Origin of the sequence: uncultured Ligilactobacillus sp. (assembly GCF_948826705.1) — a bacterium.
Classification (GTDB): Bacteria; Bacillota; Bacilli; order Lactobacillales; family Lactobacillaceae; genus Ligilactobacillus.
Genome location: NZ_CAQLEL010000143.1, coordinates 1 through 22023 on the forward strand (window position 1 = coordinate 1; position 22023 = coordinate 22023).

Genomic DNA, 22023 nt, shown 5'->3' on the forward strand with positions numbered 1-22023 from the left:
ATCGTATACTGGGATCAGTTGTTTAGAAATACCTCTTGTGATCGGATACAACCGTGTACCACTGCCACCAGCTAAAACTATGCCTTTCATATAAGACTTCCCTTTCCAAAAATTATAGCTAATCGCTTAATTATCCATGCTGTTTTTGCACTCTGAAATTATAAATTCCATTATATTTATATTATAGAAAAAGATAGCAATATTAGTAATATAATGCCTTGAATTTAAGCAGAATGCTCTTCTTATATTTATACACCGTTTTCCGACTAACTGCCAGTAATTTGGCTGTCTCAGATATGGATAAATTAGTATACAATATTAAATATAAAAATTTATACTCTTTTTCAGTGCAAGAACTTACTAACATATCTAATAATTCATGTGCTACAACATCATCAAATTCCAGTTCCTCTTTTGCCCATAACTTGGCTTCACTATCTGGTAAACTGCATTGTCTTTGTTTGAGACGTGTATTTTTTCGCAATATATCTAACAAACGCCACTTGATCTTTTGATACAGATATGGCATGATCTCTGCTTCTTTGACAATTGCATGACTCTCACAGTACATACAAAAAGCTTGGGCAAAAACCAATTGTCCTTCTACCACAAGATCTTCATAATCTGGATCTCGTTTTGATACATGCAGATACTTCAATACACCATAAATAACTTTTTCATGCTCTCCTTGCAATAAATATGCAAATCCTTTTTCATACATAAACTAGACTTCCTTTACTGATAAAGTTCGTCTAGGGCCCTAAACTGTTTTCAGCATACGACCTATATGAATCGAGCAAAACCTGCATCTCACCGTAAAAAAACTGCAAGTAATTTTTTAGTTCTTTATAACCCCTGTTATGATAAGGTTTAAGCTATCCATCAGCTACTATAACACAAACATAATTTTTTATAGCCTTAAAAATAAGTCTAATAAACTTTATAATTGTGAAATAATGCGGTGGTAGTTAAGAAAAACTTAAAATTAATAAGAGGTGAAATTTTATGGAAACAATATCCTTTGACCATGCTGGTTTAGTCAAACTCTATCAGCAAGGGTATTTTGATGCCGACGCGTACTTGGACAAACAGACCCTTCTTTTAGTCTGGGATTGTCATGATCTAGGGCTAAAGAACTGTCGCTCACTTATCTTAGATACTAAACGCGGGATCGTTATCAGTGACAAAGAGACAACACGTTTAGTCAATCAATTCATCAAACAACAGCCAGTCGGACTTTTATTGGCACGAGCACTGGTTGGATCATTTGCTAAAAAAACACCGTGCCTCCCCTATGTCTGGGGGAAGATCTTACTTGTTCCCCTAAGTGGCTATACCCGACATGCGACTAGTTGGGTCAGGCTCGATCACGTTTATTACGATTATTTCAGCGATCCAGACCATATCACTTTCATCTTTGATAATGATGATAAGACGCGCTATGTCTTACCCATCAATAAAAAAACATATCTCAGTAACTTAAAGACAACAACGACTATCTACTATAAACTTCACCAGCTCATCCATGAGATAAACGCTGATTTTTCGTTGGACTTTCAAAACGACCATTCACTTTGCAATTTAGAAAATCAGATCGATACTTTATCACTTACTTCATTTTTAGATGATTATCTAACAATGATCATCAATTTGATCTATCGTGAAAGTGGGGTCACATCTGTAAGTGAAGTCAAACTCATCAAAGAAAGACTCAAGCAAAGGTACGATCGTTTATAAAAAGCGCTTTATCTTACTAGACTTGGAATCTATTTCTTATTGATTCACAAGCCATTAAAGTTATAATATAATGGAAATGATTAATAATATAGAGCTTGATCCAAGGAGTAAATATTTATGACAAAACCGATCAAAATCGTTACGGATTCATCTGTCCAATTGACACCTGAAGAGATAAAAGAAAATAACATTACGATCATTCCTCTTTCAGTCGAGGTAAATGGTAAAAACTACATTGATGGTGAAGACATCAGTCGCGAAGAACTAGTTGAAGAATTGCGCAAGGGCAATATCCCTAAGACCAGTCAACCAGCAATGGGGCGTTTTATCGATACCTTCAATGAATTAGGCAAAGATGGTAGCCAAGTCTTGGCGATCTTGATCTCCGATGTTTTGAGCGGAACTTTTGAAACAGCGCTCAGTGCAGCTGATATGTCAGATTCTGACGTTACTGTGATCAACAGCAAGTCAACAGACCGTGGTCTAGCGTTCCAAGTCCTAGCAGCTGCTAAAGATGCAAGAGAAGGCAGATCGATCGCAGATATCAAAGAACACTGTGCTGATATCTACTCACGAACAACGATCGACGTGTTGGTCGATAATCTCGACTGCCTTGTTGCTGGTGGACGTGTGAGCCGTTTTGCTGGTGCTTTGACAAAATTGATCAACTTAAAGATCATCGTCCGCTTAAATGAACACAGCCTGGACGTCTTCACAAAGGGCCGAAGCCGCAAAACTTTTATCAAGCATTGCAAAGAACTAGCAGAACAACACAAAGATAATCCAATAGAGGCACTTTCTCTTTCAAATGTCGGTACCGATCCTGCTTTCTTGGAAAAAATAAAAGAAACTATCCTACCTGAAAACAGTAAAGCGACCTACATCGCACGCTTAACCAGTCCGATCATCATGACCCATACCGGTTTAAACGCTGTAGGTGTGATCACACTGGCAGAAAAACCTGAGAAAACTGACGATTAATGCTGTATAAATAAAAATAACCATCTGATACATGTTGTATCGGATGGTTATTTTTTGTATCAATATACATTTTATGCCTTTTTATACATTGATCCTTCTAATTGATAACCCTTTTCATTTACGCTCTTTTTCACCCGAACATACAAATCCTATCAAATCAAGCTTTCGTCCCCTCTAATTGAGAATCATTATTATTTAGAACGATTCTAATTTACTTTGGTTATTTTTGGTGTTACGGTTTAAGTAAAGTAGAACTGAAATTATTTTTTACGAGGGGATGTTAATTATGAAACATTCAACAAAATTAGGCTTGATCATTGCGATCGCATTATTCTCAGCGATCTTAGAATTTGGCTTTGGGCTTGCCTTGATCGCTCAGATCATTATTACGATAACTGGGACTTTGATCGCCTTATCCATGTTAAAAGAAATGATCAAAACATTACGCTCAGGTAGCTATGGCGTTGATCTCCTAGCGATCACTGCTGTGGCGGCTACGCTTGCTGTTGGACAATACTGGGCAGCGATGATCGTCTTGATCATGTTAGTCGGTGGTGATTCGCTTGAAGACTATGCTTCTAAAAAAGCTCACACTGAATTAAAAGCCTTACTCGACAATTCACCACAGACCGCTCACAAAGTCGTGACTGACAAACTTGTCGATATCAAAGTCGATGAAGCTAACATCGGCGATCGATTGGTCGTCAAACCAGGTGAGACCGTCCCTGTCGATGGGCATGTCATCAAAGGCAGTAGCATGTTTGATGAATCGAGCTTGACCGGTGAATCTAGACCGATCACTAAAAATATCGGTGATACTGTCTATTCTGGTTCGATCAATGGTGATTCTGCGGTAACAATGACAGTTGATAAACTCGCTAAAGATAGTCAATATCAGCGCTTGATCCAATTGGTCAAACAAGCCGACAGTACACCAGCTCATTTTGTCCGAATGGCCGACCGTTATGCCGTTCCATTTACTGGGATCGCCTTTGTGATCGCTGGGATCGCTTGGTTTGTTTCCAAAGATCCCGTGAGATTTGCCGAAGTTTTGGTCGTAGCTTCACCCTGCCCATTGATCTTAGCTGCTCCGGTGGCTTTGGTATCTGGGATGAGCCGTTCGTCACGTAATGGGATCGTGGTCAAAACTGGGAGCGTCTTAGAAAAGATGGCAACAGCCAAAACAGCCGCCTTTGATAAGACCGGAACGATCACCAGTGGCCGGCTCTTTGTCGATCAGATAAAACCCGTAGCAAACACGACCAAAGAAGAGCTTTTGGGCTATGCAGCTAGTGCTGAACAATCTTCAGGTCATATCTTAGCCCGGTCATTGCTCAATTATGCTGTTAAACATGATGTTAAATTATTAGAAGTTCAGCAACTATCTGAAGTCACAGGTAATGGGGTCACAGCACAGATCAATGGTCAGACTATTAAAGTCGGAAAGGCTTCGTTTGTTGCTCCAACAGCCAAGATCACCGAAACGACCCAAACTTGTGTCTATATTAGTTTGAACGACCAATATATCGGTGCGATCACTTTTATAGATAAATTACGTCCCGAAGCCGCACAAACGATGCAAACTTTACGCGACCATGGTGTCCAACATTTGATGATGTTGACAGGTGACCAACAAGCCATTGCCCAAACGATCGCTAAAGAAGTAGGGATCGATGATGTTAGAGCAAAATTACTACCTGAAGAAAAGATCCAGGCTTTAAAAGCAGTACCTGAAAGTGAACATCCTGTTATCATGGTCGGCGATGGAGTCAACGATGCTCCTTCATTGACCGTAGCTGATGTTGGGATCGCCATGGGAGCCCATGGAGCCACAGCAGCCAGTGAATCAGCTGATGTCGTGATCTTAAAAGATGACCTATTAAAAGTCGCTAAAGCCGTTGAGATCGCTCAAGATACTTTACGCATTGCACGCCAAGCAGTTTTGATCGGTATCTTTATCTGTGTCTTTTTAATGTTAGTTGCTAGCACCGGATGGATCCCGGCGATCGTGGGCGCAATGTTTCAAGAGGTCATCGATACCGTTTCGATCCTTTGGGGCTTGCGGGCTCGCTATTCTCGTGAAAAATAGTTAAGCAAGTTGTAACTTTTCTACAACTTGTTTTTTAATATAGATATAGCTAAGATAGATAATAAATAAAAAGAAAGGACTGCCTTTTTGGCAAAAATTTACTATGCAAGCTATTTTGATCCTTGCCCATAAAAACTTTCCACAAGTTAAAAAATTAGCGTTAAAACTTAATCGCTCTTTTGCAGTATACATTCATTTTGATAAAAAAATGAATGTTCCGGCAAAAGAACTATCCAGTCTTTCAAAACATAATATTCAGTATATATCCGAAGTAGCTGTTAATTGGGGAAGTTGGAGCATTGGTGAAGCAACTGTCCGCTTAATGAAACTCGCTTTGGCTGACCCAACTATCTCACATCTTCATGTGATATCTGGACAAGACTGGATCACGCAAAATGTTGATGAGCTATATCAACGATTTGAAGATGATACAAAGATTTATATGACTTATGAAAAAGCTTCTGAGGTAAAAAAATCAGGTGAACCCATCATCTGGTGGCAAAAATACTACTTCAACTATGATCAGATCAATCGTCGGACTTTTTTTGGCAAATTTTACCACCGTGCTTTACTCTTAGGACAGACTTTATTTAGAGTTGATAAATTCAAAAAGTTGAATATTGACCTTGAGATATATGCTGGTGCAAATTGGGTCGATCTTCCTCGAGACGCAGCTAGTTATTGTATCAACTACCTCGAATCACATCCTAACTTACAAAAAATGTTACAAACGGGATGCTTCTCAGATGAGTTTTGGATGCAGACGATCTTATGTAATTCCTCAGAATATAAAGACCGGATCATCAATGATCATCATCGCTATATCAAATGGGAAAAACAATATAACAGTTATCCAGCTATCCTAGATGAACACGACTTGGATGCTATCTTGAAAAACGATTATTTCTTTGCTCGAAAATTTGAAGGGAAATACTCATATAACTTGATCGAAATACTCGATAAAGCTAATAATAACTAGCTTTTTTCCGAAATATGACTAGTAATTTTTAAAGAAATTTTTTTCAATTTGTGCTATATTAGTATAGGTAGTATTATCTTTACTTTAATACTAATGATGAGTTATAGATTAGGAGAAACCTTTTGGAAAATACAGTTAAAATAGTCGTTGCGACCCACAAAAAGTATGCAATGCCTAATGATGAAATGTATCTCCCATTACATGTTGGTGCTACATTACATCCCGATATTGACTTGGGTTACCAAAAAGATAATGTAGGAGAAAATATCTCTCAAAAAAATGATAGTTATAGTGAATTGACCGGCTTATATTGGGCTTGGAAAAATCTAGATGCTGATTATATCGGATTAGCCCACTACCGTCGTCACTTTGGTGCTAAACACCATCATGGTAAAGATCGCCTTAATTGGGTCATCAAGAGTAATGAGCTTCTACCTATGTTAGAACAATATAGTGTTTTACTTCCTAAAAAAAGACATTACTACATTGAGACCTTGTATTCACACTATGAGCATACTCACTATTCAAACCAATTAGATGCCACGCGTGAAATAATCCGTGAAAAATACCCTGATTACTTAGCTACATATGATGAAGTTTTAGGTAAGACCTCTGGTTATATGTTTAACATGGCTATCATGAAAAAAAACTTGATGGATCAGTACTGTACTTGGCTATTTGATATCCTATTCGAGCTTGAAAATAAAATGGGCTCGACTGAGTTATCTGCCTTCCAGCAAAGATTTTATGGTCGAGTTAGTGAAATAATCTTTAATGTTTGGTTACAACAACAAATCAAATGGGGGAATATTTCTCCTACACAAATCAAAGAGTTACCTCTTGTCTATGTTGAAGGGATCAATTGGTGGAAAAAAGGAACAGCTTTCTTAAAGGCTAAATTCCTTCATAAGCGATACGAAAATAGTTTTTAATGTTGGAGTGAGGTTATTGAAGCAATCATCAAAAATAATAATCGATCAAGATGAGCTTGCAAAAAAAAGGATCTATCATAAGATCAAACGTATTTTTGATTTTACAGCTAGTATTTGTGGTCTGATCATTTTGAGCCCACTTTTCCTAGTTGTGGCACTCTTGATAAAATTCGAAGACCATGGTCCTGTTTTTTATAAGCAAAAACGTGTTGGTAAAGATCAGCGTGAATTTGATATGTTTAAATTCCGCTCGATGCATGTTGATGCTGATAAGCACCTTACCGAACTAAAGGAGCAAAATGAAGTTGACGGTCCAATGTTTAAAATGAAAAACGATCCTCGTATTACAAAGATCGGTCGTTTTATCCGTAAAACGAGTATTGATGAATTGCCCCAACTATTCAATGTTGTCCGTGGAGATATGAGTTTAGTTGGCCCACGTCCGCCATTACCTAGTGAGGTTGCTGAATATACCACTTATGATATGCAACGACTTCTTGTAGTCCCTGGATGTTCAGGTCTTTGGCAAGCTACAGTTAGAAATTCAGTTGGATTTCACGAAATGGTTCAACTAGATTTAGAATATATTCAAAAAAGCAGTATTTGGTTTGATATCAAGATCCTCTTTATGACTGTCAAAATCTTACTCAAGCCTAATAGTGCCTACTGATCTGCAAAGGCGCATGTTTTACATGCGCCTTTTAAAAAAATATAAGGATGTGATGTCTATGCCGTTAATTTCATTTATAATCCCAGCTTATAATTCAGAAAAGACTTTAAAACGAGCAGTAGAGAGTGTTACCAATTCAATCGTTGATCAAACATATGAACTATTGATCATTGACGATGGTTCAAAAGACAATACTTTGGCTTTAGCCAAGCAACTTGCTTCACAAAATCAACAAATACGTATCCTAACTGCTGGAAAAGGTGTCGGGCACGCACGTAATATCGGTATTAAGCATGCCCGCGGACAACTGGTCGCATTCCTAGATTCTGACGATCACTATCTCAAAAACGGTCTTCAAAAAGCTTTAAGCCAAGCAAAAAAAATGCCCGCTGACCTACAAATTTTTAGTTTTGAACATGGAAATTATACCGTCGACCTTAATTTACCATCGACCAATAGTTTAGATATTCGGTGTCGGATGCTTGAAAAACCTACTAACTATATGACAGTTTGGGGAAAATTCTTTAAGCGTTCCTTGTTGCTCGATAACGATATCTACTTCAATGAGGAGCTTACTATGTCAGAAGACAGTGAATTTCTGATCCGTTATACTGCTGCTTGTGAGTCGATCACAACCTCTGCAGTGGTTTTATATCACTACACGATCGATACACCATCTGCAACTAGAAGTTTCGATACCAAAAAAATACAAGCTTATCTAAAATCACTAAGTACTGCTGAAGAGTTCGTTGTTTCACAACCTCAAGCAATTAGCCAAAGTTTCTTAAGCTATACTTTGATCCAAGTTAATATTATCGCAGTACGTTTGATATATACTCTGAGTAATCCCGCTCCTAACAAACAAAAAAGGGCAGAACTAGATAAGGTCATTGCTACTCCAGTTGTTAAAAGAGCACTTGACCAAATTACGCTAAAACAATGTTTGACGCCTCACCTACTTCCGGGGTTGTTTTTAAAACTACATCTAGCATCTTTAGCGATCTTACTATTTAAACTCAGAAGTAAACAAAACAAGCAAAAGGAAAATAACTCATGAACTTAAAATTTTTATGCATGGAGCTTTCTGGCACTGGTGGTACTGAAACTGTTCTAGTTAAAGTATTAAATCAACTTTGTAAACATCACAAGATCGAACTGATCTTGACAAATGCTCCACCTCAACAAAATTTTTTAACTAAATTTGATCCTAGAATAGATATTAGTATTTGTGCTGGTAAAATAAACAAGCCACTCACAATTACTAGAAAATTTTTACTAGCTTCAGCGGATACTTGCTTTATCTCCCTTAGTCCTAAAATGATCAAATTAGGTGCTAAAATAAGAAATATATTTCATCTTAAATATAAAATAATATCTTGGATCCATTTCTCACTTGAGGATCAAGATATGTTTAACGCTAGCGCTACTGTTCCACTAGCCGATGGACATTTAGCTATTAGTTCTACAATTAAAGAACAGTTATTGAGTTATGGAATCCCTAACGAAAAGATAAGTCTAATTTTCAACCCTATTGATCCCATAACAACATCTATTCCTGTATCAGACTCGCACCCACCAAAATTCTTTTATGCTGGTCGAATTATTTTTGAAGGACAAAAAAATTTAAAGGAAATGATCTATGCCCTCTCCAAGACTAATAACGCAACTTTAGATATATTTGGCACTGGAGCTGATACTAAACGTTGCCAAGAATATGCGCAAGAATTAAATGTCTCTCAGCGGATAATTTGGCATGGATATACACCTGACCTTTGGCATGAGATAAAAGAAAAACCAACAGCCCTACTCATGACATCAACTTACGAAGGGCTACCAATGATAATGTTGGAAGCTATTGCTCATGGTATACCAGTAATATGTAGTAACTTTAATGGATACCAAGATGTATTAAAATCTGGTGTCAATGGCTTTAGCTATCCTCTACATGATATTTCTAAATTAATTGAACAAATGAAACGTTTAGAACATACTCCATTAACTGAACAATCCATTAAACAGAGTATTCAAGCATTTTATCCACAAAAATATTTTAAAAAATTTGAAACTACTCTAAATAAATTTATAGATTGAAAAAAGGCGTTGCACTCGCATCATGGATGTGAAGTGAAACGCCTTTTTTAATTTAGTTTATCTGTTACATTTAAATTTGCCATTAAGGCTAAGAAAACAAAATTATATGAAATATCCCAAAGGTGTTGATCGATCCCTGAAGTTAAAACTACCAGAATCAAACAAATTATCCAATAATTCAACTTCAATCTCTTAAACTTTGCAAATAATAGACAAATCAATAATAGCATAAGTGCAAAAACGATAACCCCATGCATCATCAATGTTCTTACAAAAGATGAATCTATGTAGAAATAGTCATACACTTTAAAACCTCCACCAAAGCCATTCTGGTAGATAAATTGTCCTAAAAGAGGAACATTATAATTTTCAAAAGCTAATTTTTCAAAAAATAATCGTCCTGATAAAAAACTATTGATTTTTTCTAATAAACCTATTCTAGGTGTATAAAGATAGCCTAATAAGATGATACAAAACGCATAAGCAGTGCTCAACAGTGATAATACATAAACATTTAAATGCTTAAGTGCAGTATCAAACCATCCGTAACATACAATGCTAATGATCAACACACACATCAACATTAGATCGATCCGCGTATCTGTAACGATATAAGCCAAAAGAGTCAATGCGATATATGATACATACTCTGCTATTGAAAATTTAAATCGCTTCAAAACAGCATAGGCGACCATCATGAAGAAGACCCTTGACGCTAGATCTGTTGGATAAACAGCACCTAAAGCATATCTCACAGCAGGGGAATCACCTCTAGTGATAATGACATTTTTTACACTTCCCATCGCTGAGAAAAAGAATGCTAGTGCGATAACAAATAAATTGACACATAAAAACACCTTTAATATATGATCAATATTGATATTTTTAGCACCCACGATGAAAAACATCAGATAAAATAATTGGAATTCATTTGCATTAGTACCTACTGCGAATAAAATGATCTCCAATAGGATAAAAATTATATATTCCTTCCAATCATAATCGTCTAAAAACGTCACCTTAAATAGAACAAGCAATGCCGGTAAAGCGGAAAGATAAAATAATCCCCGCTCTGTTATCAAAAAATTGACCAACATTGTTCCCTTTAAAGACATTGCTAAAATATAAATGGCTAGGGCCGTCAAATATGCCCAATTACTTAACCCAGGAAATTTTGTTATCAACTTTTGCTGGATCTTTTCGCGATAATTAACTATATTTTCCATCCTTATTCCTTTACTTTTTCTAACTTTGTCATTGCGTTTTTTATAAATTCACCAGTTCGGATCTTTTGTGCCACTGCTAAAGCATTTTTCTTCATTACTGAATATTCTTCACGTGACATACTTTCAAGTCTTTCATCAATTTCAGTCAAGCTGTCAACTGCAAAACCAACATTATTATCGATCACAAAATCTGCTAAAGCTGATTTTTTCCATACGATGATCGGCAAACCACTACTCAAGTAAAGTGAAGCCTTATGCGGATTATTATATTTAGTATACTCACCAAAGATCCCATCACATTTGGCTACGCTATTTCCATCCCAAACTAAACCAAAATTCTGCTTTAAATGGTCAGGTAATTCCTCTGGTGAATAAACACCCTGGTAATTTATATTTTCCGCATATTTCTCAGCTGGTGAAGGTCCGAAAAGTTCTAACTTGAAAGCTAGCTTTTCAAATTCCTTACTAGTTAAAAATTTTGATTTAGCTAAATTTCCCGCAAAAACTAATGAACGATCATAGTTATATTCTTCGCGTAATTCAGTCGGATTATGATAATCAAATATCCCTAGATCAACACATGGTGTAGTTACACCTTGTTCATTTAACCAGGTATGCATTTTTCGATTATGGTCAATAATTCCATCAACACTGTTGAACACTGTGATCTCATTTTTGGAAAAATTCTGATCATTCTTAAAAAGTCGTAATGTCTCAACATCATGGATCACTAAATATAATTTGGCGTCAGTATAACTTCTGATTGCTTTAATAATATTATTTGTCAAATATGTTGAGTAGATCGGGTACTGTAAAACTACCACCTCGGCTGTTAATTTTTTAAACACACGCGGTATCTTAAATTTAACATCGTATAATTTGCGTAATTTTGCTCCAAGGCTCCGATCTTCAGGATCCAATTTAAGGCTAAGTGGTAACGGTAAAAAACCTTCATCTTTCAAAAAGTATAGCACATCTTCTTTAGCCTTTGGACCGGCATTATTTTTATTTGGGTCTTCGATCGTTAAAACAAATTTATTCATCTTTTTTCCCTTCATCTAACATTTTGATCAATGAGCTTATTGCTTTTTGCATAAATGCACCTTGCCTCATCATTTTAGCAACTTGAACTGTATTTTTATATAATTTTTCATATTGCTTTGGGGTCAATTTATCTAAAACATCATCTAGTTCGTTCAAACTCGAAATAGTCAAGCCACAACCATAGTGCTCAATAACTTTAGCAATCGCTGCTTCTTTCCATACAATGACTGGTATACCTGAGCTTAAATATAACGACGTCTTATGTGGGGCATTATACCGTAGATATTTTCCAAAGTTTCCTGAACAAGTCGTTAATTCATCGCCATCCCAGATCAAGCCAAAATTAGCCTTTAACTTGCTAGGTAATTCTTCTGGACTAAATACCCCACCATATTCTATAGTATCTAAAAACTTTACTGGTGTCGTTTTGCGCCCAAAAACTAGTAACTTATGTTTCAAGTCATATTTATTCAAAAATGTTGACTTGTCTAAATTACCAGCAAAACAGATACTTCCAGTATACGGTAACATCAAATTTATTGGATTAGGATTATCGTAATCCCAAACATTTAAATTTGTGATCGAAACATTGATCCCATGCTCATGCAACCAATCCGTCATCACACTATTCAAAGAGACTAAACCATCAGCCATTCCCAATAATTTCAATTCTGTCTCATTTTCACGGCTATGACCATCTCCAGCGTTAGCACGCAATGCTTCGATATCATGAACGATCAAGATCAGCTTTGCACCCGAAAGATATTTAATGCAGCCTAACATCATCTTCTGTAAAAATGTTTTCCCTGAAGGAAACTGAACGATAATATTTCCACTTCTGATCGTTAAAAAGATAAAAGGAAGTACACAAAAAACATATACGACTTTTGCGATCTTTCCAACTGGAGTATCTATAACCTGATAATTTTCTTGTCTAAAAAAATTATTAGTATCTTCTTTGGCTTTGATACCGCCCGTAGCACGAGCACTATCATGCCATAACAATACATAATTTTTCATTTTTAAAGCCCCTTTACTTCTAGCTTCAATACTTCGTAATTATACTATACTTGCCACCTAAAATGTAGCATCTGTGATCTTGTAAAAAAACATGGCAAGCATTTGGTGATCTACCGCAGCTTACCATGTTTTTAATTACCTTTTGCTTTACTCTTTATCATAGTTGTAATTTGATTAAGCGATGTAGGTCGTAATACGATGATCATAACAGTATAGATCAAGATCCCAAGGATAACTTCAAACGCAAGTGTCAAAATACTTGTCTTTAGGTAGTTATCCAACATAAATACAGGAACAAACATTACAACACCTGCAATTAAATACTTAGGGATATTGACAAACATCTGTTTTAAGTCAACGAGATCACGAATATACCAAATTTGATAGGCAGTAACTATAAATTCAGAAATAACCGTTGCATACATAGCACCTTCTAATCCCCAAAAATAGATAAATGGTAAATTAGCGATCATATTTACAACTGCACCTAAAACAACTGATGTTGTAAAAGCTTTAACTTTATTTGTCGGTAATAAGTACTGTGCCCCCACTGTATTGCTCCAAGCGATAAATAAGATCACAGCGGCTTCGATCAACATTGCTTTGCCGACCGGACCAAATCCTCGTCCATAAAAATAGGGTCCTAGGTGCAACGCTACTGCTGCTAAGCCAAAAGTCATCGCAACTGATAATAAGGATATGAAGTCAAATGATGTATACAACATCTTGTTTACTTCTTTATGTTTCCCCTTAGCAAAAGCCGAAGCCATATGTGGTAACATTACTGTTCCCAGTGAAGTTGCTAAAGTCAAAACCATTTTAACGATCTGATCTGCATTGAAATAAAAACCTGCATACTCAGCTCCGACCATGGCACCTAACATTGTTTTATTCAATTGCAGATAAACAGATGTCGCAACTTGTGGGATAAATAACGATACTGTAGGATTGAAATGTTTTAATGGGTGCAATTCTTTAAATTTGATTGGGACTAAGATCTTTTTTAGATATGGCCACAAGATCAAATTTCCAAAGAAGGTCGACGCACCAATAATAAAAATATACAAAGCTACATCGTTTGCATCACGTACAAGTGTGAAGATCATGAGCATCGAAGCCAATTTAACGATCGTGTTTCTAATGACCGTTCGCTTAAAATCTTCGATCCCCATAAAGAGCCAAGAAATATCGAATGCGACTGCAAGCACATTGATCGACTGGATCCATAAATACCAAGTGTATTCTGTATAGATCTGCAAAAAGATCATAAATGCTAAATACGCCACCAGAGTTGTCAAAGTTTTTAGGATCTGGATCTCCCAAAAAGTTTCTGACATTTTTTGCCGATCTTCTCTTACATATGCAATTTCACGATTTCCGTAATATCCTACACCTAGAGCAGCAAACATAACAAAGTACTGAATGATCGAGTTGGTATAGGCATTATCACCGACCCCTGACGCATGTAAGACCCGACTGATATAGGGACTTGTGAGCAGCGGTACAATGATCGCTAACACTTGATAGCCCGCATTATACAAATAGTTGCGGAGAACTTTCATTTTTAATCACCAAATTCTTGCTTAACTGTGGTCAAAGCAGCTGAGATCACTTGATCCATGTTGTAATAACGATATTGCCCTAAACGTCCACCAAAGATCACATTTTGAGCTTCTTGGTTAGCTAGATCTTGGTATTTAGTATAAAGCGCATTGTTCTTCTTATCGTTAACTGGATAGTATGGTTCATCGCCACGTTTCCAATCAGCAGGATATTCCCGGGTTATAACGGTCTTATTCTTATCACCTTTACCAAATTCAAAGTGCTTATGCTCAATGATCCGCGTATATGGTGTTTTTGCATCAGTATAGTTAACGACCGCGTTACCTTGGTAGTTATCAACGTCTAAGTTTTCTGTCTCAAAACGTAAACTACGATATTCTAATTCACCTAATTTGTAATCAAAGAATTGATCGATCATCCCAGTGAATAAAACTTTATCGTAATCATTCAAATATTGGTCTTTGTTATCAAAGAAATCGGTATTTGTTTTGACGGTGATGTTGTCATGATCTAACATCTTTTCTACGATCTGAGTGTAGCCACCAACTGGGATACCTTGATAATCATCATTGAAATAGTTGTTATCGTAAGTCAAACGCACAGGTAAACGGCGGATGATAAAGGCTGGTAATTCAGTTGCCTTACGCCCCCATTGTTTTTCGGTATAACCCTTGATCAATTTTTCATAGATATCGGTACCGATCAACGAAATAGCTTGTTCTTCCAAGTTTTCTGGTGTTTTACCCTTCAAAACAGCACGTTGTTCATCGATCTTTTCTTGTGCTTCTTTAGGCGTGACTACTCCCCAAAGCTTGTTGAAAGTATTCATGTTAAAAGGCAAGTTATAGATCTCACCGTTGTAATTTGCTACCGGTGTATTCGTATACCGGTTAAATTCAGCAAATTGGTTCACGTAATCCCAAACTTTTTTATTTGAAGTATGGAAAATATGTGCTCCATATTGATGCACTTGGATCCCATTGACTTCTTTCGTATAAATATTTCCCGCTAAGTGGTCACGTTTTTCGATCACAGTCACTTCATGGCCACGCTTAGCCGCCTCATTGGCAAAGACAGCCCCAAAAAGTCCTGCACCAACAACTAAATATTTAGACATAATATGTACTCCTCCAAAGATATCTCGTCTAATTAAACAAAAAGCCGTCACAACGACGGTAATTCCTTTTGCATTATACCACAGAATAAAAACTTAGCCTACTTTCTTATAAAGTAGGCTAAGAAATTAAGTATATTTGGTATCTGATACTGTAGGTAAAACCGCTAATAAAGCTAGTAAACTGACATTATAAGATACATGCCAGAAATGATGGTTAACTGCCATACTCAGGGCTATCAATAAAACGGCGATCGCTAAGCCATAATATTGCTTTTTAAACGCGCGATAAAGCAAATAAACTAACAATCCTAACATAAACAATAAAAAGACGATCCCAAACATCATCAGTGCTTGGACATACGCAGAATCGATAAAGTAATAGACTACAAAGCCTCTTGGATCCCCATTACCATTTTGATAGATGTATTGACCAAATAAATGGATAGAATACTTTTCAAACGCCATTTTTCCAAACAGCAAACGATGTGATAACAAAGCATCTAGTTGATTATAAACTGGATCATAAGGGTCAAAGAAATAGGTCAACAATAAGTTACCTAATGCATATAATGCTATTAACAAACTGAGCCCCTTAAAGCCGATATATTTTACTGCTTTAAAAATATATCTTCTAAAATACATTATTACAAGCAATAATAGCATTAGCAATGCATCTAACCGACTATTAGTGATGGCAAAGATCAATACAGCGATCAAGGCCATAAAAACGATCTCTTGACGTGAAAAAATAAAATCTCGCATCATTGCAAAAGCAAGCATCAAATAGAACACATGAGCCGCTAGATCGGATGGTGTTGCTAAGCCTAGTCCTGCTCTAATTACACCTGCACCCTCGCGCCACATTATATTGTTAGGAACAACCCCTAAAACTGCTGCTGTATAAACCAACAAAAGTAACGATAAAACTACTAAAATATATTTGTTTAAAATTTGTTTAAAATCTACTCTGTAAGCACCAACAATAAATATATACATAAAAAATGGATCTAATTCATGTGCCTGCTTACAAACTATAAATAAGAAACAGGCGCCAACTAAGATCGCTAGGATCGTATTGAACTTGTGTCGGTCAAAAATAATTATCTTGCAAAAGACCAATAACGCTGCTAATTGCGAAAGGCGTAATAAAATAACGATCGCACCTAACCCTAAAGTTCGCGAAAGTGTCGTTCCTGCCATAAAATTGACGATCAGATATAGACTGAAACAAAACATATAGAGCTGATTTCCCAGGTTATTTTTGTTTAACGCTAATTTTTCAAGCACCAGATAACCCCCTAACTATTCTTCTTTAAAAGCCCAAAATCTTTGGCCTAGATAGTTTAGTCCTACAAAAAAGACTGAACCAGCTAACATAGCTATATTATTTTGTACATGCGTATCAAAGCCACTAAAAGCCCACATTGCTAATGGTTTAGCAACACCATATGCGATCAAATAACATACTGTGATATTTATAGCGAATTTGATCACCGTTGCCAAACGCTTGGATCTATTTTGGAATGTAAAGTGTTTGTTCAAAAAGTAACTCAAAATGCTACCAAAAATATAATTCGAGGCCGATGATACCCAGTAACTGAAATGAAAAAAGTTATAAAAGATAAACATGATCCCCATTCCAAAAATCGTATTGACGATCCCTACCAAGATAAACTTAAGCATAGTAGCATCGAATAAATTTTTAAATTTATTAATGATAATTATCATTCCTTAATGTATTTTGTATATTGTTATTTTACTTTATCAAGTTCAAATAGTCTAACTACCATGAATATCCCCCAAAAATGGGGGTCTACTCTATTTTTTCTCTTTTATGATATATACTGGACGATTTTTTACTTCAGTAAAAATCTTTCCGATGTATTTGCCAACGATCCCCAAACAGAATAATTGGATCCCGCCAATAAACAGCATGATACAGATCGTTGACGCCCAACCACTAGTTGGATCTCCATGGATCAAATAGCGAGCAATTATGAACAAAATACCTAGTCCCGAGATCACTGATGATATAAATCCTACAAAAGCAGCAATATCTAATGGAAATTGTGAAAAATTCACGATCCCATCGATCGAATACTTAAATAAACTCCAAAAATTCCAACTAGTTTCTCCAGCTACACGCTCTTGATTTTCGTAATTTAAATACTTAGTCTTGAAACCGACCCAACTAAAGATCCCCTTTGAGAAGCGATTATATTCGGTCATTTCAAGAATAGCATCGACCATTTGACGCGTCATCAACCGAAAATCACGTGCACCATCGACGATCTCAGTATCAGAGATCTTATTGATCAATTTATAAAACATTCGTGCAAAAACCGACCGAACTGGCGGTTCTCCCGAACGATCTACACGTCTGGTACCCACACAATCATAATCAGTTGTTTCAAGGATCTCAAGCATTTGTGGCAACATATCCGGGGGGTCTTGAAGATCAACATCCATCACTGTCACATAATCTCCAGTGGCTTCCTGCAAGCCACAGTACAACGCTGCCTCTTTACCGAAATTGCGTGAAAAAGAAACATAGTGTACATGTTCTGGATCCCCAGTCTGTAATTTTTGCATTTCATCTAGTGTGTTATCAGTTGAACCATCATTTATAAACCAATATTCCAATTCAACATCTACTAATTTATCCTTCACTTTCTCGACCGCTTCATAAAATAACGGTATCGATTCTTCTTCAAAGTAACAGGGTACGATGATCGATAATCTTTTTGTCATTACTTTCTCCTTCTATTTATACTTTTTCGTTAAGTACCAAGTACCACTCAGTAAAATAATTCCTACTAGTGTTAGTAATACACCCAATTTTAGATGTATCACATGATACTTCATTGTAATATTATTTATCCCTTTTTCCAAGGGAATTGCCATCAACGTATTATCCAATAATTTCGGCATGATCTCCTTACCATTTACTTTCACGATCCAGCCACTTTCATAAGGGATCGTAGTTTGCAAATAACGTTTACCTTGCTTATTGTCCACAGTGAAATGTGCTTTACCATTCGCCACATCAAGCTCAACACCTACACTTTGCTTTTTAAGCTTATTAGTTGCCTTAGCCAGTTGATCCAAATCTAATAGATATAATTGTGGTTCATTGAAAGCATGTTGAGCATCAGTTTGAAGCTCAACATATCCATTACCTTCACCTGCTGTTGGAACATAGAAAACACTTGGAGATAGCCATGTGCTATATACTTGCTGCATTTTTCCGTTCAAGTCCAATCTTGTCCCGTCAACGCTCCATTTCCATGGTATAGAACCATATACACTATATTTCCCTGCAGGAAGCTTAAATTCATAGCGTATCCCTCTCTTGGTCGATATCTTCTTATATGCTAAAGGTTTAAATATTTCGGTGGTTGTAGCGGTTGCCTGAGTATAAACCTCGTTTTCATAATCAAACACATTTAGTCCGTTTGATCGTTTAGCTATACCATAAACAACAAAACCTAATGGCAAAGCATAGGGATTTTTATAGACATCTTTTTCATTTGCTCTTTGCAACGAAACTTTTTCTAATCCCTTTATCGGATACGGTGAAAGGATATATTTCACTCCTAAAAGTGAATCCGTTGGTAAGATCGATGTGTTAACTATACTTATCCGATCTCCTTCTGTGCGATAACCTAGATCAGATAATAACTTTAGTTGCGTCCCACTTGGACTCGAAATATATGAAGCTATAGACCAGTAGTTAAAACCATAGGCCTCATTATAGTTTGCAGTTATATTAATATTATCTTCTTCACCTTTGACCTTTGTTTGACTGATTCGATAATATCCAGAATCATAATTCTTTAACACGGTGATCTGGCTACTTTGTTGTTTAACATATTTTTGGTAAACGCTAACCTCACTAAACATATTCATGATCAGTAAATAAGTGTTATAACTCAATTCGCCACCGACCAATAAACATAGCCCTACCACAGCAAATTTTTTATAACGTTGTAGGCGTGAGCTACTTACTGAACATAGTACAAACAGTATCGCTCCTAAAAAGATCCCACTTTGTACCCAACGTATCTCAGAAACTTTTGGCAAGAAATACCATGCGATCAATGATATACCAACGATACTGATAGTTGCTTTGATCAGTGATGCTATATTCTTTTGTGGATCATCAGACCATTTTTCAAAAAATAGACTCGCCATAAATATCAAAAACATCGATCCCACATACGAGTATCGATACCAATAACTTGTAGCATCTTTTAAAAGTGAGAATAACATAAATAGTGGTTGCCAATAATACATCAACAAGGAAAGGATCAAAAAGACGCCTAAAACTAATTTTTCTCTTAATTTAAAACATTCTGAAAAGAAAAGTGACACTGCACCTAATAAGACTAAACTTCCACAAAAAAGTGACACATTAGTCGGTGAACTTGTGGCGCCCAAAGTATAACTAGGAATAACAGATAGAATATTTCCTCTAAAAGTATTAGTCAATAAGGACCAATCTAAACTTGAACGGGATTGTTGCCCCATAGAAGCTACGGTAGGTAAAAATGTAACTGCACTTAACATTATCCCAATAATCATCGCCCATGTGTAACTTATAATTGGCCACCAAATTTTCTTTAAAGTGATATTTTCAGCTAAACATATTTCTAAGATCAACCATCCAAAAGAAAATAGACAATTGATCGCACCGACATACCAATTCACGATCAAACCAAAGCCGATCGATAGCGCCAAAATATAAATTCCTCTTGATCGCTGTTGCGTAACTAGGTAAACACCTAATAAATTCAATGGTAATAGATAAACACCATCCAACCACATGATATTACTGCTCTGAGCGATATTGTACTGCATCAATGCATAGCTCAGTGCAAGTAAAATAAGCACCCATTTTTTCAAACTATCTTTAGTTCTCACATTCAAAAATATAGTACTAGTCATTGCAGCCAAAGATAGCTTCAAAACGACTACTAAATCAAAAAAGACATTTAAATTCTCTTTAGAGAAAAATACAACTAAAAGATTGAATGGTGATAGTAGATAATAAGTTACTTGCGACCAATTCCCTGCTCCTAATAAATTACTAAAAGTAAATATAGCACTATTTTGTCCTGATAAAACGTCTTTCCAGTAAGAAAAGAAATCCAGATACTGTATTGAGGCATCCATGATCGCTAATGATTTATTACCAAAAGGAGCAAATCCTCCCACAAACAAGACCGTACTTAATATCAAAAAAGTAAGTAAAAAATTACCAATATATAGACTATATTTTTTCAACACTAATACACCTCTTTCGTTTTTTACCCTCAGTATAGGATTCTTTTACGCATACCTAAAGACCTACAAAAGCTCTTGACTAGATCGAATTTCAAATAAAGAGTAGGACATACCGTAGCTCTAATTTTTGACTGATAGAACTCTCACTTTTTTGCGAAAAAAGGATATGTGCGATTTAAGTAAAAAGAACGAACTACTGGTAACTTTGGAATAATAACAATTCCAACAACAGTCAACAAGAAGCGATACAATATTTCCATGCTGACCGCAAAAATCTGATTTCCTGTTATTTGAGCTAAAGTTTCATATATCTTTCCTGAAATAGCGCATGAATTTAAATCTATCAGATGAACACACAAAACGATCAACGACATCTTTCCATAATATTTAACAGCAGCTAAATTCAAGTTGGTCTCACAAAGCAATTTTGCCAAGTACATCAAAGTAAAACTACCACCAATACCACCTAAAATTGCCAAGATCGGTGAATCCGCATGTGCGATATTAAGATATAAAAAGCCACTTTGGGCTGATATTATCCATAACATGACTCCGACAAAGCATCCAGCTCTTCCATATTTTTCGATCAGATCGAATCTTCTAAACAAATGACCACCATAGTAAAATAACTGGCTAGCCATTGCTGCATTAAGAGACCATGGTAGTAAAATACCCATATCACTCAAATAAAATCCCCCAAATGTTATAGCCGTTGCCATGACCCCACTTACGAATAAATTCCCACGACTACTCTTTATAATAGTGTTAAAGATGATATTACCAAAATACATTGCCAATAAAAACCAAATAGCACCTATTGCATTGATCGTTAACGAATTATCCCAAAATGGATTCAAGGTCGTTCCACTACCGTAAAAAGCTGATATCCAAAAATTGTGCATATCTAAATTGTAGATCCAGTTAGGAAAAATAAAATTGAACCTCGTGATAATAACTACAATGATCAAGGTTGCAAAGTATGGCAATAATAGATTAGCATTCCCCCCTTTAAAAATCTTTTTAACTGATTTTTCTTTATAAAGATACCCCGACAAAACAAAAAATACTGGTACATGTACAGCAAAAATCATCTTTCCAACAATTGAGTAAGTATAGACTTCCAATGTGTGTCCCATAATGATCAGAAACATCCCTACTGCACGAACTATATCTATCCAGTCGATCCTCTTCTTCATATTTCCTCCAGAAATTAAATATTAAATTAGGCATTATATGTTTCACGTGAAACTTTACACCCGTGATGCGTCAAGAATATTATATTACAAAT

General features: G+C 36.1%; 20 protein-coding genes. 8 read left to right on the plus strand and 12 right to left on the minus strand.

Going from position 1 to position 22023, the window contains the following annotated elements; translation table 11 throughout:
• Positions 1-90 (minus strand): sugar phosphate nucleotidyltransferase (locus Q9Q35_RS10520; protein ID WP_304653342.1); only part of this gene is annotated, 90 nt, incomplete at its 3' end.
• Between the two features lie 112 nt (positions 91-202).
• Positions 203-721 carry a sigma-70 family RNA polymerase sigma factor gene (locus Q9Q35_RS10525; RefSeq protein WP_304653316.1) on the minus strand — a complete coding sequence of 173 codons (519 nt, stop codon included), beginning with the start codon at positions 719-721 and terminating at the stop codon, positions 203-205.
• A gap of 284 nt (positions 722-1005) precedes the next feature.
• On the opposite strand from Q9Q35_RS10525, the gene Q9Q35_RS10530 reads away from it, so the two are divergent.
• The 8 genes from Q9Q35_RS10530 to Q9Q35_RS10565 all read left to right on the plus strand — a co-directional run bounded on the left by Q9Q35_RS10530 (position 1006) and on the right by Q9Q35_RS10565 (position 9479).
• A complete protein-coding gene (locus Q9Q35_RS10530) occupies positions 1006-1737 on the plus strand; it encodes a hypothetical protein (protein WP_304653317.1) in 732 nt (243 codons plus the stop codon).
• A gap of 117 nt (positions 1738-1854) precedes the next feature.
• Complete coding sequence (locus tag Q9Q35_RS10535) at positions 1855-2718, plus strand: DegV family protein (protein ID WP_304653318.1); 864 nt, start codon at positions 1855-1857, stop codon at positions 2716-2718.
• 286 nt (positions 2719-3004) lie between these two features.
• Complete coding sequence (locus tag Q9Q35_RS10540; protein WP_304653319.1) at positions 3005-4807, plus strand: heavy metal translocating P-type ATPase; 1803 nt, start codon at positions 3005-3007, stop codon at positions 4805-4807.
• Between the two features lie 103 nt (positions 4808-4910).
• Positions 4911-5786: a beta-1,6-N-acetylglucosaminyltransferase gene (locus Q9Q35_RS10545; RefSeq protein WP_304653320.1), complete on the plus strand. Its 876-nt coding sequence runs from the start codon at positions 4911-4913 to the stop codon at positions 5784-5786.
• Between the two features lie 122 nt (positions 5787-5908).
• Complete coding sequence (locus Q9Q35_RS10550; protein WP_304653321.1) at positions 5909-6718, plus strand: DUF4422 domain-containing protein; 810 nt, start codon at positions 5909-5911, stop codon at positions 6716-6718.
• Between the two features lie 16 nt (positions 6719-6734).
• Entirely contained in the window at positions 6735-7388 is a 654-nt protein-coding gene (locus Q9Q35_RS10555; protein WP_304653322.1) for a sugar transferase, read from the plus strand.
• A gap of 58 nt (positions 7389-7446) precedes the next feature.
• Entirely contained in the window at positions 7447-8445 is a 999-nt protein-coding gene (locus tag Q9Q35_RS10560) for a glycosyltransferase family 2 protein (RefSeq protein ID WP_304653323.1), read from the plus strand.
• Positions 8442-9479 (plus strand): glycosyltransferase, encoded by a 1038-nt coding sequence (locus tag Q9Q35_RS10565; protein WP_304653324.1) that lies wholly within the window; start codon positions 8442-8444, stop codon positions 9477-9479. The genes Q9Q35_RS10560 and Q9Q35_RS10565 overlap by 4 nt, the downstream gene beginning before the upstream one ends.
• A 47-nt stretch (positions 9480-9526) precedes the next feature.
• Here Q9Q35_RS10565 and Q9Q35_RS10570 read toward each other — a convergent pair whose 3' ends face one another.
• The 10 genes from Q9Q35_RS10570 to Q9Q35_RS10615 all read right to left on the minus strand — a co-directional run bounded on the left by Q9Q35_RS10570 (position 9527) and on the right by Q9Q35_RS10615 (position 21931).
• Positions 9527-10705, minus strand: coding sequence for a hypothetical protein (locus tag Q9Q35_RS10570; RefSeq protein ID WP_304653325.1), 1179 nt, complete (start codon positions 10703-10705; stop codon positions 9527-9529).
• A 2-nt stretch (positions 10706-10707) separates the two neighbouring features.
• Positions 10708-11748 (minus strand): sugar transferase, encoded by a 1041-nt coding sequence (locus tag Q9Q35_RS10575; RefSeq protein ID WP_304653326.1) that lies wholly within the window; start codon positions 11746-11748, stop codon positions 10708-10710.
• Positions 11741-12769 carry a beta-1,6-galactofuranosyltransferase gene (locus tag Q9Q35_RS10580; protein ID WP_304653327.1) on the minus strand — a complete coding sequence of 343 codons (1029 nt, stop codon included), beginning with the start codon at positions 12767-12769 and terminating at the stop codon, positions 11741-11743. The genes Q9Q35_RS10575 and Q9Q35_RS10580 overlap by 8 nt, the downstream gene beginning before the upstream one ends.
• Positions 12770-12900: 131 nt before the next feature.
• The gene (locus tag Q9Q35_RS10585) at positions 12901-14331 is read right to left on the minus strand and encodes a flippase (RefSeq protein WP_304653328.1); all 1431 of its coding nucleotides are present in this window, start codon (positions 14329-14331) and stop codon (positions 12901-12903) included.
• Positions 14332-14333: 2 nt separating this feature from the next.
• Positions 14334-15449: a UDP-galactopyranose mutase gene (glf, locus tag Q9Q35_RS10590; protein ID WP_304653329.1), complete on the minus strand. Its 1116-nt coding sequence runs from the start codon at positions 15447-15449 to the stop codon at positions 14334-14336.
• A 126-nt stretch (positions 15450-15575) separates the two neighbouring features.
• Positions 15576-16736: a hypothetical protein gene (locus Q9Q35_RS10595; protein ID WP_304653330.1), complete on the minus strand. Its 1161-nt coding sequence runs from the start codon at positions 16734-16736 to the stop codon at positions 15576-15578.
• 15 nt (positions 16737-16751) lie between these two features.
• Positions 16752-17132 carry a GtrA family protein gene (locus Q9Q35_RS10600; RefSeq protein ID WP_304653331.1) on the minus strand — a complete coding sequence of 127 codons (381 nt, stop codon included), beginning with the start codon at positions 17130-17132 and terminating at the stop codon, positions 16752-16754.
• A 135-nt stretch (positions 17133-17267) separates the two neighbouring features.
• Positions 17268-18200, minus strand: coding sequence for a glycosyltransferase family 2 protein (locus Q9Q35_RS10605; protein ID WP_304653332.1), 933 nt, complete (start codon positions 18198-18200; stop codon positions 17268-17270).
• A gap of 12 nt (positions 18201-18212) precedes the next feature.
• Complete coding sequence (locus Q9Q35_RS10610; RefSeq protein ID WP_304653333.1) at positions 18213-20735, minus strand: YfhO family protein; 2523 nt, start codon at positions 20733-20735, stop codon at positions 18213-18215.
• A gap of 143 nt (positions 20736-20878) precedes the next feature.
• Positions 20879-21931, minus strand: a complete 1053-nt coding sequence (locus Q9Q35_RS10615) for an acyltransferase family protein (RefSeq protein ID WP_304653334.1) — start codon at positions 21929-21931, stop codon at positions 20879-20881.
• Positions 21932-22023: the final 92 nt, after the last annotated feature.

Coding starts and splice junctions, on each gene's coding strand:
- Q9Q35_RS10525 (WP_304653316.1), bottom strand. CDS start 721: ATGTATGAAAAAGGATTTGCATATTTATTGCAAGGAGAGCATGAAAAA.
- Q9Q35_RS10530 (WP_304653317.1), top strand. CDS start 1,006: ATGGAAACAATATCCTTTGACCATGCTGGTTTAGTCAAACTCTATCAG.
- Q9Q35_RS10535 (WP_304653318.1), top strand. CDS start 1,855: ATGACAAAACCGATCAAAATCGTTACGGATTCATCTGTCCAATTGACA.
- Q9Q35_RS10540 (WP_304653319.1), top strand. CDS start 3,005: ATGAAACATTCAACAAAATTAGGCTTGATCATTGCGATCGCATTATTC.
- Q9Q35_RS10545 (WP_304653320.1), top strand. CDS start 4,911: ATGCAAGCTATTTTGATCCTTGCCCATAAAAACTTTCCACAAGTTAAA.
- Q9Q35_RS10560 (WP_304653323.1), top strand. CDS start 7,447: ATGCCGTTAATTTCATTTATAATCCCAGCTTATAATTCAGAAAAGACT.
- Q9Q35_RS10565 (WP_304653324.1), top strand. CDS start 8,442: ATGAACTTAAAATTTTTATGCATGGAGCTTTCTGGCACTGGTGGTACT.
- Q9Q35_RS10570 (WP_304653325.1), bottom strand. CDS start 10,705: ATGGAAAATATAGTTAATTATCGCGAAAAGATCCAGCAAAAGTTGATA.
- Q9Q35_RS10575 (WP_304653326.1), bottom strand. CDS start 11,748: ATGAATAAATTTGTTTTAACGATCGAAGACCCAAATAAAAATAATGCC.
- Q9Q35_RS10580 (WP_304653327.1), bottom strand. CDS start 12,769: ATGAAAAATTATGTATTGTTATGGCATGATAGTGCTCGTGCTACGGGC.
- Q9Q35_RS10585 (WP_304653328.1), bottom strand. CDS start 14,331: ATGAAAGTTCTCCGCAACTATTTGTATAATGCGGGCTATCAAGTGTTA.
- glf (WP_304653329.1), bottom strand. CDS start 15,449: ATGTCTAAATATTTAGTTGTTGGTGCAGGACTTTTTGGGGCTGTCTTT.
- Q9Q35_RS10600 (WP_304653331.1), bottom strand. CDS start 17,132: ATGCTTAAGTTTATCTTGGTAGGGATCGTCAATACGATTTTTGGAATG.
- Q9Q35_RS10605 (WP_304653332.1), bottom strand. CDS start 18,200: ATGACAAAAAGATTATCGATCATCGTACCCTGTTACTTTGAAGAAGAA.
- Q9Q35_RS10615 (WP_304653334.1), bottom strand. CDS start 21,931: ATGAAGAAGAGGATCGACTGGATAGATATAGTTCGTGCAGTAGGGATG.